The sequence below is a fragment of the Photobacterium swingsii genome, assembly GCF_024346715.1.
GTDB classification, from domain to species: domain Bacteria; phylum Pseudomonadota; class Gammaproteobacteria; order Enterobacterales; family Vibrionaceae; genus Photobacterium; species Photobacterium swingsii.
The window spans coordinates 1,802,830-1,817,864 of the sequence record NZ_AP024852.1 but is presented as its reverse complement, the minus strand read 5'-3'; the positions used below and the strand labels follow the sequence as shown (position 1 = coordinate 1,817,864).

At 41.7% G+C, this 15,035-nt stretch carries 14 protein-coding genes; 1 reads left to right on the top strand and 13 read right to left on the bottom strand.

The annotated features are described in order from the left end of the window. Positions 1 to 8 precede the first annotated feature (8 nt). Positions 9 to 479: a GNAT family N-acetyltransferase gene (locus OCU77_RS08560; RefSeq protein ID WP_048898469.1), complete on the bottom strand. Its 471-nt coding sequence runs from the start codon at positions 477 to 479 to the stop codon at positions 9 to 11. A gap of 374 nt (positions 480 to 853) precedes the next feature. Between OCU77_RS08560 and dhaR the strand changes: the two genes are divergently transcribed. Next, positions 854 to 2,785, top strand: a complete 1,932-nt coding sequence (dhaR, locus tag OCU77_RS08555; protein ID WP_048898295.1) for a dihydroxyacetone kinase operon transcriptional regulator DhaR — start codon at positions 854 to 856, stop codon at positions 2,783 to 2,785. Between the two features lie 93 nt (positions 2,786 to 2,878). On the opposite strand, the gene ptsP is transcribed toward dhaR, so the two are convergent. The 12 genes from ptsP to OCU77_RS08490 form a co-directional block, all read right to left on the bottom strand. Further along, the gene (gene ptsP, locus OCU77_RS08550) at positions 2,879 to 5,332 is read right to left on the bottom strand and encodes a phosphoenolpyruvate--protein phosphotransferase (protein WP_107302854.1); all 2,454 of its coding nucleotides are present in this window, start codon (positions 5,330 to 5,332) and stop codon (positions 2,879 to 2,881) included. 3 nt (positions 5,333 to 5,335) lie between these two features. After that, the gene (gene dhaL / locus OCU77_RS08545) at positions 5,336 to 5,977 is read right to left on the bottom strand and encodes a dihydroxyacetone kinase subunit DhaL (protein WP_244915179.1); all 642 of its coding nucleotides are present in this window, start codon (positions 5,975 to 5,977) and stop codon (positions 5,336 to 5,338) included. Positions 5,978 to 5,979: 2 nt separating this feature from the next. Then, a complete protein-coding gene (gene dhaK, locus OCU77_RS08540) occupies positions 5,980 to 7,044 on the bottom strand; it encodes a dihydroxyacetone kinase subunit DhaK (RefSeq protein ID WP_107302853.1) in 1,065 nt (354 codons plus the stop codon). A 1,138-nt stretch (positions 7,045 to 8,182) separates the two neighbouring features. Next, positions 8,183 to 8,641 carry an RDD family protein gene (locus OCU77_RS08530; RefSeq protein ID WP_084711755.1) on the bottom strand — a complete coding sequence of 153 codons (459 nt, stop codon included), beginning with the start codon at positions 8,639 to 8,641 and terminating at the stop codon, positions 8,183 to 8,185. A gap of 567 nt (positions 8,642 to 9,208) precedes the next feature. Then, entirely contained in the window at positions 9,209 to 9,766 is a 558-nt protein-coding gene (locus tag OCU77_RS08525) for a hypothetical protein (RefSeq protein WP_048898292.1), read from the bottom strand. Positions 9,767 to 10,155: 389 nt separating this feature from the next. After that, on the bottom strand, positions 10,156 to 10,545 hold the full coding sequence (locus OCU77_RS08520; protein WP_048898291.1) for a GFA family protein: 390 nt from the start codon (positions 10,543 to 10,545) through the stop codon (positions 10,156 to 10,158). Between the two features lie 96 nt (positions 10,546 to 10,641). Next, positions 10,642 to 11,337: a hypothetical protein gene (locus OCU77_RS08515; RefSeq protein WP_107302852.1), complete on the bottom strand. Its 696-nt coding sequence runs from the start codon at positions 11,335 to 11,337 to the stop codon at positions 10,642 to 10,644. Between the two features lie 59 nt (positions 11,338 to 11,396). Then, on the bottom strand, positions 11,397 to 11,849 hold the full coding sequence (locus tag OCU77_RS08510) for an NUDIX hydrolase (protein ID WP_048898289.1): 453 nt from the start codon (positions 11,847 to 11,849) through the stop codon (positions 11,397 to 11,399). Between the two features lie 147 nt (positions 11,850 to 11,996). Continuing rightward, entirely contained in the window at positions 11,997 to 12,335 is a 339-nt protein-coding gene (locus tag OCU77_RS08505) for a GFA family protein (protein WP_084711754.1), read from the bottom strand. A 251-nt stretch (positions 12,336 to 12,586) separates the two neighbouring features. Beyond that, on the bottom strand, positions 12,587 to 13,624 hold the full coding sequence (locus OCU77_RS08500; RefSeq protein ID WP_048898288.1) for an NAD(P)H-dependent flavin oxidoreductase: 1,038 nt from the start codon (positions 13,622 to 13,624) through the stop codon (positions 12,587 to 12,589). 182 nt (positions 13,625 to 13,806) lie between these two features. Next, the gene (locus OCU77_RS08495) at positions 13,807 to 14,460 is read right to left on the bottom strand and encodes a class I SAM-dependent methyltransferase (RefSeq protein ID WP_048898287.1); all 654 of its coding nucleotides are present in this window, start codon (positions 14,458 to 14,460) and stop codon (positions 13,807 to 13,809) included. 191 nt (positions 14,461 to 14,651) lie between these two features. Next, positions 14,652 to 14,996: an antibiotic biosynthesis monooxygenase family protein gene (locus OCU77_RS08490; RefSeq protein ID WP_048898286.1), complete on the bottom strand. Its 345-nt coding sequence runs from the start codon at positions 14,994 to 14,996 to the stop codon at positions 14,652 to 14,654. Positions 14,997 to 15,035 lie beyond the last annotated feature (39 nt).

The window sequence follows — 15,035 nt, the reverse complement described above, 5'->3', positions numbered from 1 at the left end:
TTCTCTCATTACTTTTGAGTATGATTAAAGCACTGCCTAGTTACTAAGCCCCATTTGTCATCAAGGTACTTGTCTTCTTCATAGTTCCCCGATGTATAATCATTTACGACATCACGCCAAAATTTCACCGCGTGATCAGCTCCAGCTACTTGCTTGATTTCCCAAGAACCTTCAAGTCGCTCAAAAAGCGTTGAAATAAACTGTTTACCCACTTTATTTTTGCGAAAGTATGGCACAACGTAAAAATCACATATTTCAAATTCCGAAGATGACTTATCTTCAATCGCTGTTAATGCAGCAGGCACACCATCAATGTAAAGTAAGTACCCTGTTACCTGATTCTCAATTTTGGGATAAATTTCAAACAAGCCATTTTCATCTGGCTTATCGCCAATAATTTTTGAAAACTCTGCCGCATAACCTTGGTACAAATTTGCATATACCTGCTGATTACTGCTATCAACTTTCACTATTTTCATCATAAATTCTCTATACAACCACGAGCCCCAAATAATACACACTATTACTTTCATTATTATGCATTATTTTGTAACTCTACAAATTTCTTATCTTTAATCTCTGAGGCCGAGAGTAAACACTTTGATTCAGGTAAAAACACGCGTTTTGCACCCGCTCCTAGTACTGCTTCACGAAAAGCACGTATTTCAACATTGGTATAATCCCCCTCCGAAACATCCAAAAGCTGAACAATCGCAATGGGACATCTTATCTAATAAGGGGGGATTTCATCTCAGAAGTCACTCGCCTCGTAAATACATATGGGAGTATGGTCACGTTACCCATTTCATCGTCACGATAAAATGTTTGATTACTTTTTGCTGGTATACATTTCATGCCATCGGCTTATTGCATCGATTCCAGCCTAAATTGCTGGGAATTTTTCCATAAACACCATTGGGTCTCACCTGAATTTTCACAAACGCAATGTTTTGCTTCATGGCAGCGCTGCGTTAAACAGTGCAGCGCTACACATTGGTCTCCACCGCATGTAGCGTCTGGTTCTACCCTCAACTCCCTGATAAAGCGTAATGAGAACCTTATCCAATGCGCGACCACGGTTGTTGAAGACACCTTTGATCTACTAGTTCATGAACCTATTGTATTACTCCTTACTGACGACAATGGCTGTGTGTTAAAGCGAATCGGACACCCTCATTTGGTCGATGAGTTAGAAGCCTTAGGCATAGTACAAGGCTGTTTTTTTTCTGAAGGGAAAATTGGCACCAATGCTATTAGCTTATGTATAGACACCCACCTCCCCTCGGAAGTATTTGCAGCTAACCATTTCAATCGTTCACTGCATCCCTACGGTGCCTGCGCCGCACCAATTTTTGATTCATTCGGTAAACTTCGTGGCACCATGGCACTCGTAAAAATCGCCAACCAATATCGCCGTGAAAACAGTGTGATTGTTACCTCGTGCGCAAAAGAGATCTCACTACAGCTGCAACTTCTGTATGAACAAGAAAATATGAATCGACTCGTCAGTATGCACAATGCGACTGTCACGTGCATGGATGATGGTCTATTAGCCTGGGATGCTAACCAACGCATCACTATGGTCAGTCAGCAAGCAGAGTCGCTTTTTCAGATCAGAGCGCTAGATGTAATAGACAAGAATATCTTTGATATTATTCGTTTTGCACCCAATATATCGGCCTGTTTCGAACAACATGAAAGTGCCTATCGCAAGCTAACTACTGTCGAAGTCAACAACACCTTCATTGAAGCCATTTTATCTGTCAGCCAGTTACAAGATGGATCAACCCTACTCTTCATTCACCCCGTTCACAAAATTCGTGAGTTAGCCCAGCAACAAATTGGTGGCAGTGCTAAGTACACCTTTGCCAACTTGCCTGCACGATCTAAACAAATGAAACACTTAATTACCGTGGCGAAACGCGCGGTAAAGTCCAAATCCCCGATTTTACTCTGTGGTGAGGAAGGCGTGGGAAAATCGTCACTGGCAATGGCTATTCATAATGAATGTGAATTTAAGGCAGGTCCCTTTATTACCGTTAACTGCCGTACACTCAGCAGCGATAATATGAGTCGAGAAATATTGGGGTTTGATGCCGATAACGGTTTACCCTCTAAGTTCGAATTAGCACACGGTGGCACTTTGTTACTTGAAAAAGTGGAATACCTAAATCAAGATCTGCAATCCGTGCTCCTGAAGTTACTGAAAACGGGATTAATCAGTCGCTGCGATAGTCAACGATTAATCCCTGTAAACTTCCAACTTATTACCAGCACCTCTTCAGATCTTAGTGCGTACGTCGCACAAGGCTCGTTTGGGCGTCAGCTCTACTATGCGATTTCCAACAATGAATTAATGCTGACGCCGCTACGCGAACGTAAAGAAGATGTCGCCTTGCATATTGAGCGTATTTTGGCTGAATACGAAAAACGTCATCAAGTACACATTCAGATTGACCCGGTGGCGTTGGATGTATTACTCGCATTTGCGTGGCCGGGGAACGATCCTGAGCTAAAGAGCCGTATGGAACGCTTACTGCTCAACCGCAGTAGCAATCGGATCCAACTAAAAGATATTCCCGATCATATTAAGCACAGTCAAGATGGACACCCGCAGCACAGTGCCCCCGTGTTGACCCTAGAAGCCTTGGAGAAGAAAGCTATTATTCAAGCTTGGGATACCTATGACGGTAAGATGTCTGAAATGGCCAAAGCACTCGGTATTGGTCGAACTACACTGTGGCGCAAAATTGATAAATACGGGTTAAGTGAAAAGCTTAGCTAATTTGCTAGTAATTGGTTATTGGTATTAGCAATCACCAATAGATAAGTACCAAAAAGCCGCCATGCTAGTGGCGGCAATTTGTAAAACTAACTCTTAACTACGACGTATCATCGCTTTTAATTCAGGTAGCAATGCTGCACTTGCGCTGAATTTACTCAAACCCAGTGATAATAACGTTTCTGTTGCCTTGGTATCCCCAGCCATTTCACCACACATACTCACACTGATCCCGGCTTTGTTCGCAACATCACAAGTGTGGGCAATAGCACTGATCACGGCTGGCTGGAAGTAATCAACCAACTCTGCAATTGCACTATTACCACGATCCGCAGCCATCACATATTGAGTCAGATCGTTAGTACCAATCGAGAAGAAATCCACTTCTTTAGCTAAAGCTTCAGCATTGAATACTGCCGCTGGCACTTCAATCATAATCCCAACAGCTAAACCTGTATCGTTAAGCCCAAGTTGCGCGCTTTGTTGTACTAGCAGTGCTTTCACTTGCTGCACTTCATCCACAGTCGCGATCATTGGGATCATTAGCTGAATATTTGGCTGCTCAGCATGCGCTCGTAATATTGCTCGCAGTTGAGTTGCAAACAACTCAGGGTGTGCCAAGCATAAACGTACGCCGCGTTGTCCCAAGAACGGATTATCTTCCTCAGGCATCGGATACGCTGTTAACGGTTTATCACCTCCCACATCTAAGCTGCGAATTGTGACTGGCTTATCACCAAAGGCCGCTGCAATATCGCGATAGACTTGATACTGTTCTTCTTCACTCGGCAACACATCACTTTGCTGGAATAAGAACTCAGTACGAAATAGTCCTACACCTTCTGCGCCACACGCCAAGGCTTGCTCAACATCGTTAGGCCCACCGATATTGGCTAACACGCTAATAGCACTACCCGCTTTGGTGATTGCTGGCGCTTGCGCATTGGCCGCACTGTTCTCAATATCATCTCGCCACTGCTGACGCTTTAATTCCAATGCCTGTTCAATATCTGTTGGAGGTGCAAACCAGAGGTGCCCTGCGAAGCCATCTAGTATCACTGTGTCCCCTGCATGAACTTGCTCTAAACAGCCTTTGGTTTTCACCAAGGCGGGGATCCCCATGGCACGCGCTAAAATAGCGCTATGAGACGTTTTTCCACCTTCGCTCAAACAGATAGCCACGACTTTAGACTTATCTAAACTTGCCACATCTGATGGCATCAGATCACGGGCGAATAAAACGACGGGGTCAGTCAATGTTAACGCTGAGCCTTTATCACCCGTTAGCACAATCATTACACGGCGAGTAATATCCCAAATATCCGCTTCACGTTCACGCATATACTGACTTTCGGCGGCCGCATATTGTGCTGCTAACGCCTCCATCACCGTAAGCCATGCCCGCTCTGATGTTACATTTTTAGCGACCATTTGCTCTAAAGCACTGATGATCTCTGGATCCGCCAACATTAATCCATGCGCTTCAAAAATCGCGCCATGTGGCCCTACGGCTTCGCTTGTAAGATCTTGTTGAACCTGCGCGATAGCATTCTTCAACGTCAGCATTTCTGCGGATGCACCTACGAATTCACGCATCGGCACTGCAGGCATTGCGACACTGAAAATCGCAGCTGGCGCAATCGCAACACCATCGCTCACACTGATCCCCGCTAACGCTCCTTCAGGAGCCACATTTACTGGACTCAGTACTAATGTTTCTTCTTGGCTATCTCCGCCCTGTTCGCCGAAGGTGCCCTCACCAACAAGCATACTGCCCACTTGCGTAGCTTCACCAAAATGATCATTCGCAAGCTGAGTAAATGCATCAACCGCTTGCTGTGCCATTGCGCCATTTGCTTGCAAACGGATCACCTCGCCACAACGTACACCCAATTTCGCGATGCTGTTTAGGCTCTTGGCGTTTGCTTGTTGATCGCCCTTAAATAATGCTAAGTCGGCATCAAAACTGGCGAGTGTACCCACAATCGTAGCGGCAGGACGCGCATGAAGCCCATACGGGTTTTGTACCTGCCATTCGACACTGAGCGTTAAACCATCAGAGTTCTGTGGTGCAGTTAATAATGTTAAGTTTGAGTTATCCTTGTCATCCCTGCCTAGGGCATCTTGTGGACCATCCACCGTTTCACCAAGGTGCGCTTTTTTCACATCAAGCGCACTGCTTGCTTCAGCAATAACGACTTCACGCGTTAAACCCGCCGCCGCTGCAACTGATGCAGCCATCGTGCCTTCAACGATTGGCGCAGCAATCAGCGAGACTTTTTCAACCAACTCAGGATCAAGCAACTCAAGCGCCATTTCGGTACTAAGTAAGGCGCTTCCTAAGTCCATTAGCACGACAACCCCATCGTCATCACAGACCTGTTCAATCGCAGCCATCACTGCAATCGCATCAGTACCGATAGGGTTTTCAGGGTCATCAACACCTGCAGCAATCGCGATATTAGCCTTGCCTTGGGTCATTTGCGTGGCCAATTCGACCACGCCCTGCGCCAGTAATGTACTGTGCGATACTACAACAATCCCCACCATGGTTTAGCACCCTGTTATGGCTTGTTTCAACGCTTTAATCATTAACAACGATGATGTCGCCCCCGGATCTTGATGACCAATACTCCGCTCACCTAAGTAACTTGCGCGCCCTTTTTTAGCCCGCATTTCAATGGTTGAAACAGTACTTTTCTCAGCAATGTCGACCATCTCATCCAGCAGGTGATCACCACTAGCACCTTGCTCTAGTGCTGCTTTAAGGTGCTGTAATACTGGCAACCAAACGTCGCACATTGTCTTATCGCCTAGCTCTGCTTTACCACGTGAGACAACACCATCAACACCGCTTTTAAGATCGTCTACCAGCTCTTCAAAACTCAATAAATCACGGGCACCCACAGAAGCCGACATACGAATAAATAGCGTGCCATATAGCGGGCCACTCGCGCCGCCAATACTTGATAGCAGCGTCATACCAGTATTTTTCAAAATAGCCGCGATGTTCTGCTCTGCCACTTTCGGTAGCGTTTCGCGTACTTTCGTAAAGCCACGGTTCATGTTCAAGCCATGGTCGGCATCACCGATATCTCGGTCTAAATCCGTTAGAAAGTCTTGATTCTCTGCATAAGTGTCTGCGCACAGATTTAGCCAAGTAATGATATGTTGTTTATCAATTTGCATAGTCATGATCATTTACCCCAGGTCATCGCCGCTGTGCTCACTGGCGCATCATAAAGCGATAACATCTCTTCATCAGCTTGCAGTAAGGTAATTGAAATCCCTTCCATATTCAGCGAAGTACAGTAATTACCAACAAGATTACGCGCGATACGCAGCCCCGCCTGCTCACAGTTTTGTGCTAAACGACGGTACACACCGTAAAGCTCAGACTCTGGTGTCGCACCTAAGCCATTAACTAATACGATGTAGTCTTGATCGGTATTGAAATCATTGATCTTGGTTTCAAGTTCATCCCAGTCACCACTCTCACGGTTCCAAATTCGCAGTGTGCGGCTATAGCTCGTGTTATCCATAATTTCAGCAAACATCTGATCGACTAAGGTATTCACATCTTCATAAGCACGGCGCTCAATACCTGGTTCACCGTGGATACCGACCCCAAACTCAATTTCATTTTCTTCAAGCACAAATGATGGCTTGCCCGCAGCAGGCACGGTACACGCACTGAGAGCAACACCAAATGAACGACAGTTATCATTAATTCGACGCGCCAATACTTCACATTTTTCTAGATCGTAACCTTGTGCGGCTGCCGCACCCACCATTTTTTCCACCAGCACAGTACCTGCAACACCACGACGGCCCGCAGTGTACAAACTGTCTTTTACTGCGACATCATCATCCGTTAGAACGGCGCCAACACGCACACCATCGGCATGTAACAACTCAACCGCAGTTTCAAAGTTCAATACGTCACCAGTGTAGTTTTTAATTACGAACAGTACGCCTTCACCACTATCGACTTTCTGACCACATTCGTACATTTGATCTGGGGTTGGCGAAGTAAACACCTCACCAGGACAAGCGCCCGTTAACATGCCTTCGCCAATGAAACCCGCATGAAGAGGCTCGTGACCGCTCCCACCACCAGAGACCAAAGCAACTTGTGGCTGCTTAGGTTCATGCCACATATAGCGTGGTTCATAACTGACTTGCAGCTCTGGACGAGAAAGTACAAGACCTTCCATTTGCTCTTTCACGACATCTTCAACACGGTTAATTAACTTTTTCATGGCTCAGCACTCTTGTTAAATGGGATTGTTGATTGATTCCTTTCGCAGCGACTTTGCAGGTATTTTATCGCTGGGGGGTGATTCCATCCTAGAGCCAATGAGTTACATGACAACGCAAAAATATCCGTTTCATTTTGAAATGAACCAGCCAACCAAATCGTTTCATAATGGAACAAAACAAATAAAAACTTAGCGGTTCGTGATCAACCACACGCCATTTTCATTCACTAGCCCTAAAATGAATAACATTTGTATTTATTTCGATAATTAATTGGCTAGAACAATTCACCAGTCTAAAACCAGTAAGACTTAACCACTTGAAATAAAACAAATTAACAACAAAATTGAATATTGGTATTCTTCCAACTCAGTATTTCCAGCAAGTAAATAGAGAAATTTTGTGATGCATTTAGCAAAAAGCAATCAAGCAGCTTTGATCGAGGTTCGAGTTCGCCTAGAAGAACCGAGCACCGCAGCAGAGAAAAAGACCAGAGAAAAAACAGCTTAAAAGCTCAACGTGAAATGAGATGTAGTCACGCAGGATTGTAGTAAAACAGACTTATTGTGTTTCATAACGAAACCATTCGAAGAACAGCTAGATTGCTATACGGCTTAAAGACGCCCCAACAAAGCCGATGTAAGACATTGATTGCCAGCCACTTTGGGTTCGGAAGTACAACAAGCGCACCTGTTACACAACCTTCTGCCTACACAATAAATGGAAGTTTCGATAAACTAATTTTATTCACGCACTACAGTGGGAGTAATTGATGGAATCAATGCCCTAACATTCACAAAAAGAAACTCAAATCACGATGAGACTGAGAGTATCTATATATGGTTTGGAATAACGCCAGAGCATAACATTTAGCACTATCACTTTTAGGTAGACTGACGAGTTTTATCATTTATTAAAATAGGAAAAGAGATCTTCCAACAGCTGGAATATCGCATCAACGGATAAGCAATACCTTGGGTATAAGGCCCTCTAACTCAAATACCAAGGAGCAATTATCGTACATAACTTATATGAGGATTCGCCAGCGACTGAAATAAGGTATGCCCTATGAACCAACAAAGCACACCGAACTTCATATCAAAACTGCCAACAAAGTATAACGGTTCATTTAAAGCTTTATTATAACTTTCTTACACGGGTTTTTGATATTTTTTCATGTAGGAATAGTCTCTCTTTATTAAATAATGGGTACAACAGTCCTAGCCCGCCAGGCAAAATAGATAAGAACTTAGCAATGTTTCTACTAAGCGATTGCTTATAGGTCAGTTCATTACCATCTGCATCCTCAACTCTAATTCTTAAAATTGACTTTCCTAATGTATTTTTTGTGTTTGACCCTTCAAATATCACAAAATAGACAATACATAAGATTGAAGCGAAGTTTCTTATTACATTTCTTTCTTCTAGAAACATTGCTTTAATAGCAAGATCCCTCTGGTTTTCAATAAACAATGTAAAAGTTTCATTAAAACCCTGAAAATACCAAAAGTATGCAGTAACAAATATTGTTATCGGTATTACATCCAATATATAAGCGAGTAACCGCCTTATTTTCATTTGTGCTCCTGTAAAAATCATCAATTATTCTTGGTATACCATAGCAAAAGTAGATACTAGTTAACTCACCATTCCTCGTACTTTATTAGGATTGAAAAAATCCAGCGATAGAATAAAACCACATTCCACACTGCTAAAAAACCACTAAACGGAATTGAAATGGTACAGCGCCCACAGTCTATTTTAATTACTTATTATGTTTCTCCATGCTATTTCGAAATAGTATATGTCACTGGTTTTTTAATGCTAAGCCTTGAACCAGACATCACTACATGACCAGATTTCATATGCCTAGATAATTCTCTTATAGTCACAAATATACTTTTCAAATTAATTAACATAAATGAAAAAAAGGCAAGCCATAAAAAGCCAGAGATAGCCAGAGATAGCCTCTAAAATACCAAACTCGACAAAATTGCTTTGTGCAAAATAAGAAACATATGCAATAAAAACCAAGTAATATAAATATGGCTTCTGCACTATTATTATTTTGCTTTCTGTCTCTTTCCGTTCAAAAATCCAAATCACTGTAGTTAATTCCCTAGAGGATAACGTCAGCTACAATCGCTGCAACGCATTATGACAATGTTAATAAATTACTTTCGTGAAGTATGATTTCAAGTTCAAACTTGAATGTCGCTTGTCTTTTGATGATCCAGTATTATTAGTTGAAGGTTGACCAAAATACATTTTTTCACTATCGATATAAAATAGTGAGTAAACTGTAGATTCACTTTCCCAGCTACCACCATCAATACTCTTTGGTATTATATTTACAGCATAAGCTTCATAGCTCTCATCCGTTGATATTTTTCCATCTACATCAAGTTTTGAATCCATTGTGATCGTTTTGGTAGATGATAAACATTGAGAATCAGAAGCAGCATAAACTTCCACTTTACTTGTTGATGATAAATCTGACTTTACAGTCATTAAAATTGAATTATAAACAACTACCTTATTCGTGTCCTGCGGGTCATACACTGGAAAACATGACTTTTCCCATGTTCCTACCACTTCACTTGAAAACTGTTTTTTTACTGCATTTGATTCACTACTTGCAGATTCATTAGAGCTATCACTTCCACAGCCAACAATTAAAGACGAAAAACCTAACGTACAAACTAACAACATTTTATTATTCATGAACTATTCCAATTAAACATTACAAAAGCGATGAATAAACAACTCTATTATTTGTCAATAACAAACATTTATAAGACATTGATATCGCTAACAAATGAAAGCAGAATAATGCAGATAAACCACAAATGCAACTAAGCGCAAATGCAATCACCCTTATATGTGTGATTACTATGATTTAGAACACATTTATTGGGCTAGTTAGCTACATGTAACACCTGAAATTTACAAATTCCCACAAAATAACGTTGTAGTTCAATAAGTAAACACCTACCTCCAACAGTTACCTTTAGTACTAGAGGGTGAAATCATCTAGTGTAAATCAATATTGTGAGTAGTCGAATATTGTTTAAGCTATTAGGGGCAGCGCAGGCTTTTGGTACAGCGATCCTTTAATGTTCATTTTGCGGCAGATCATCGTTAATGTCATAGTAATCACCCTTCTCTGCGACAAAGATATGTTGCCCAAGGTTTGTCCCTGTCGGCTTATCAAATGAACCTAATGCAATTCCTATCCAATGGTGTTTTTCTTTATCGAGAGGATCGAAGAACAAAGATGATCCGCACTGTGAGCAAAAGCCCCGCCTCACTTTTTCAGATGAGTGATACCAAGAGAGATTTGCTTCCCCCTCGATGAGTAATGATTCCCGCGAGACTTCAGCACTGGCAAGAAAGTGCCCTGTCCATTTCCGACACTGATTACAGTGGCAAGCATCTGTTGCTTCAAAGACTCCAGAAACTTCAAATTTAATAGCACCGCAAAGGCAAGATCCTTTATACATTTCATACTCCATTTAGATTTATATTACAGTAGAACCTTAGCAATGCCTTATCCACGACTGCCACTGCAAACATACCAGCCTCGTCTTACTCATTTGCTAAGCCTCAGTTTTGACAACTGAATTTACAAAATCAACGAAGTGTTGTTTACCTGTGCGGTTTCCATATACTTTAGAAACTCGGTTCCACCATGGCATACCAGGATGAGGCGTTCGGGTATATTTTATGCCTTGTTCATCAAATGCTTTTAACAAACCACTTCGTTTAGCATGGCGATATGCTAATGAACTTGTGAAAATGATGATTTCTGGTGCGATAGCTTTAGCGACTTGGCCCACGACATCTTTGCTAACATCAGCATCAAGTTGAGAAACCTTAATTGATTTACCCGTTTGTTCTGCTGGACGCTGAAAATAATTAAGAAATGCGATACGACTAAATGCGGTAGAACTCGAACAAAAATCAGCCTCACTTTCAAAGAGCACTTTCTCTATGTTTCTGTATATCGTTTTTGACTTGGATTTCCATTTGCTCTTTATACCATTAGAAATAATGTTTCGAGTCTTAACCCAACCCTTATCTTCTTTATCTGATAAGGTTACACCCGCATACCACTCTTCAGGGTTATGGTGATACGTACTTCCAACATCTAAATAATGGCTTTCGCCAATAATTAAAATCTTTACTCTCGATGCAGCATATTCACAACCAACCCAAGGCTTCATATCAGGATAGTTCTGATAATGACCAATGGTATCTAATGCTTCATCAAACTCATTTGAACAATGCTTCACTGTTATAATTTCCTCCTGAAACTCGCCTTTTCTATCCGGCCTGTTCTATCCAAGTGTTGCTATCTAACTTCTACTCGATAAAGCGCATTCGCTTTTTTTTCAACAAAGTATGACCATACATGCTTAAACACAGCGTGCTGATTTGGAAATGGTGCGAGCTCTAATGCTTCTTCTAAAGAGCACCATTTATAGTCAGTATGTTCTTCATTTAAAACTACCGCCTGCTCAGGCGGGCACATAACCACAAAGACAGGAATTAACTCAATGACATTCGCGCTAGGCTCATAAAACTGCTCTAGAAATTGAGCATTGTACAAGTTTTCCACTTCTATTTGAGTTTCCTCTTGAAACTCTCGAACAATCGCATTAATACCTGTCTCACCGTCTTTTATCGTGCCTGCGACATGACACCAGAAGCCACCTTTCACTCGTTTCATTAACAGCATTTTTATTTCACCGTTAATTTCCGATAGTGCGACACCCGAAACGATAGATGTATTTACTGGAATCATTGTTACCTCTAAATGTAATATCTTGAGATTGGTGGGCCTCCCCACAAAGATAAATACCTGCGAATACCGTGCTTAAAGTACTGACGACTAACTTTCCAACCGCGCATAACTTCACAGGCATCCAGCAGAGCCGTTGACGAGAAAAAATCAGTATGATGCACCATTTATCTTTCTGGTAGGAATAGACGACAGAGTGCTTGCATCGGCCATTCTCATATTGACGGCCAAGATACTTTCAGAGCACTTTTCTGTGGTTATATAGTGTGTCACACAACCGCAAAGATCACAGCGATGAAACTCAACTTCTTGATCTCCCCAACAATAAAACACGGTTGGCTCTTCATAGTTGATTAGAACTTGTTCAGGGGTAAAGTATGACCAAGCCGTAGCGTAACGACGACAAATAGAGCAGTTGCACTCGCCCACTTCGGTAGGAATAAATTCCAGTTTTAGAACCACATTCTTGCAATGACAGGTTAATTCCATTTATAGACTCCAAGCACGTTTAGCGTATATCAAGGTATCAACTAGGCGCGACTACACGCACTCTTCAACTATTACGCCATGAATACCAAATCCAAGATAAATATATAAATGCCAGACGTTGAATTCATACTCTGCAGTCTATTGTGCGCGTGATTAAGACATGCACACATAACCGCCTGATTACAAATCGCTGTATACAATCATTACAAGATCCATGTCGTAATTTGAATAGCTATCAACGCCATCGTCACTTACTCGCTCTTTCCTGCCAGCTGAAGCGTGAGTGCTTTTGCGGAAATCTCTTTGCACCCTAGAGTATTCTGACCACACCATAACGGAGAAAAGCCATCCATTCCGAGTTTTTCGGCTCTATGACGTAATTGCGACATTTCAATTGAAGCGAACGGAAATTCAGGAGCAAAGGCACTCATATAACCAAGTTCGTCCATGACACGATTCACGATACCCCGAGCAGGCTTACCAGAAAATATATTCGTTAAAGCCGTGTGTGATGACTTGTCACTCTTTAATGCTAACCTATGCATTTTCGGTGTTTCAGCTTCTGTGCATAATAAATATGACGTTCCAACTTGTACTGCGCTTGCACCCATTTGCAGGCAAGCATTCACGTCCTTTCTGTCACTTATACCCCCTGCGGCTATCACGGGAATATTAACGCGATTAACAACCTGAGAAATAAGCGAGGCTAGCCCCATTTGAGTTGAAATCTGATTAGAGAGGAACATTCCTCTATGCCCACCAGCTTCGAGTCCTTGAGCGATGATCCCGTGCACACCTCTCGACTCTAACCAGATTGCTTCTTCAACAGTCGTCGCAGAGGATACAACCTTTGTTCCCCAACTTTTCACACGCTGCAATAAATCTTTGTCTGGCAACCCAAAGTGAAAGCTAATAAATTCGGGGGAAAAAGGTTCAATCGCGTCAGCAATATCATGGCTAAAAGGCACCCTATTACTACCCGCGGTAAGGTCTATTTTAACGCCTAACTCAGTAAAATAAGGCTGGAGTGTCTTTCGCCACATCGCTTGGCGATTTTCGTCATAAGGACTAGGCTCATGGCAGAAAAAATTCAGATTATACGGATTGCATGTTGCCGCTTTAATTAACTCAATTTCACTAATGATTTTTTCCGTACTCAGCATGCCACAGGGTAAAGAACCTAACCCTCCAGCTTCACTAACAGCAATAGCCAAAGCACTGCCTTGAACACCTGCCATTGGGGCCTGAATGATAGGTAAATCCGTACCTAATAATTCCTTGTCGTTCATAGTATTCCTTTACTTTTTAATCAAACAAAACCACCAAATCACTTAAGCCAACATATAGTGAAAATATCATGCGGTAACTTAACCACAACTACTTTACACTATAAGCCGTAAATGAATGCCTTAAAACAAAAACACCCGACAACCTAAATTGCCGAGTGTAGTGAATCGCATTGGTGCTTACGTTATATTTTCTTAGCAGAAAACAAGGCAACACAGCCTACCACTTCCACTTTTACATCAGTAAAGTGCTCATTCAATGATGCCACTAATGAATCTAAATCATCATTGTGGTTACTAAATATCCCTTTTTTATTGTAAACAGCCATCAATTTTTTAGCGAAAATATTCAGCTTCGTACCCTTACCTAAAATTGTACTACCAAACACTACCCCTCCCTGGTTCAAGTGACTTTTTAGATGCTTGAACATAATGCCTTTCTCAATTAAGTTTCCAGGTAAGCAATGAAGTAAATAATTCACACTTATTGAGTCAAACTTTTCGCCGCTTAATTCAATAGGCTCAAGCACATCACCACAGTACACTTCAGGTTGAAAATGACTAATGGCCTTTGATGTTGTATCAAGGCTATTTTGATTCAAATCTAGCAGAGCGATACGTTTTGTAGTTTGAGGGAGAAAGTTCTTAAGATAGTAACCAGAGCCAACACCAACATCTAAGTGATTAGGTGAAACTAGCATTGAGAATTGTGCACTAATGAGTTTCGTTGGGCATTTCCAAAAATAGTTATTTGACACCCCTAAAACCCAAAAATCATATACGGAGAGTACTTTTTTCGAGTAAACAGCCTGCCCTGCAATTGTAGCTTCTTTATTCATTTTAATTTCATATAGTTATAAATTATTAGACATCAATTTATACTAAAAAATAAAGGTAGCAAATCATACCAGAGATAAAAATATAACACCGAAAATCAAATATCCTCCACTATGGCAGCAAAATACACAAAACGCGTAGCATAAATGCCACGCGTTAAGTGCTCGTCTTGAATAATTTCTAATATAAATGCCTAGCCGTGTGCTTCGATGCTATCCCTTGGGGCTTCAGAGCGTTCATCCATGCCATAGTCCCGAATAACGCCAGCCACTCTCAATCTGTAGTTTTCAAAAACACTGCTTCGACCTTTAGATTGTGCGAATCTGTGCCTTTCTAGGCGGCGCCATTCTTGAATAGACTCTTCATCGCGCCAAAATGACAGAGAAAGAACCTTCCCCTCGTTAGTAAGGCTTTGGAAACGCTCTATTGAAATAAAGCCTTCAATTTCCGAAAGTAATGGTTTAATTTCGTTTGCAATATCAGTGTATTCTGAAGTTTTACCTTCCGCGACTTGAACTTCGAAGATTACAGCAATCATAACTCACCAACTGATTATAAAAACTTCTGTTATCTTAAC

Coding starts and splice junctions, on each gene's coding strand:
- OCU77_RS08560 (WP_048898469.1), bottom strand. CDS start 479: ATGAAAATAGTGAAAGTTGATAGCAGTAATCAGCAGGTATATGCAAAT.
- dhaR (WP_048898295.1), top strand. CDS start 854: ATGCCATCGGCTTATTGCATCGATTCCAGCCTAAATTGCTGGGAATTT.
- ptsP (WP_107302854.1), bottom strand. CDS start 5,332: ATGGTGGGGATTGTTGTAGTATCGCACAGTACATTACTGGCGCAGGGC.
- dhaL (WP_244915179.1), bottom strand. CDS start 5,977: ATGACTATGCAAATTGATAAACAACATATCATTACTTGGCTAAATCTG.
- dhaK (WP_107302853.1), bottom strand. CDS start 7,044: ATGAAAAAGTTAATTAACCGTGTTGAAGATGTCGTGAAAGAGCAAATG.
- OCU77_RS08530 (WP_084711755.1), bottom strand. CDS start 8,641: ATGATTTTTACAGGAGCACAAATGAAAATAAGGCGGTTACTCGCTTAT.
- OCU77_RS08525 (WP_048898292.1), bottom strand. CDS start 9,766: ATGAATAATAAAATGTTGTTAGTTTGTACGTTAGGTTTTTCGTCTTTA.
- OCU77_RS08520 (WP_048898291.1), bottom strand. CDS start 10,545: ATGTATAAAGGATCTTGCCTTTGCGGTGCTATTAAATTTGAAGTTTCT.
- OCU77_RS08510 (WP_048898289.1), bottom strand. CDS start 11,849: ATGATTCCAGTAAATACATCTATCGTTTCGGGTGTCGCACTATCGGAA.
- OCU77_RS08505 (WP_084711754.1), bottom strand. CDS start 12,335: ATGGAATTAACCTGTCATTGCAAGAATGTGGTTCTAAAACTGGAATTT.
- OCU77_RS08500 (WP_048898288.1), bottom strand. CDS start 13,624: ATGAACGACAAGGAATTATTAGGTACGGATTTACCTATCATTCAGGCC.
- OCU77_RS08495 (WP_048898287.1), bottom strand. CDS start 14,460: ATGAATAAAGAAGCTACAATTGCAGGGCAGGCTGTTTACTCGAAAAAA.
- OCU77_RS08490 (WP_048898286.1), bottom strand. CDS start 14,996: ATGATTGCTGTAATCTTCGAAGTTCAAGTCGCGGAAGGTAAAACTTCA.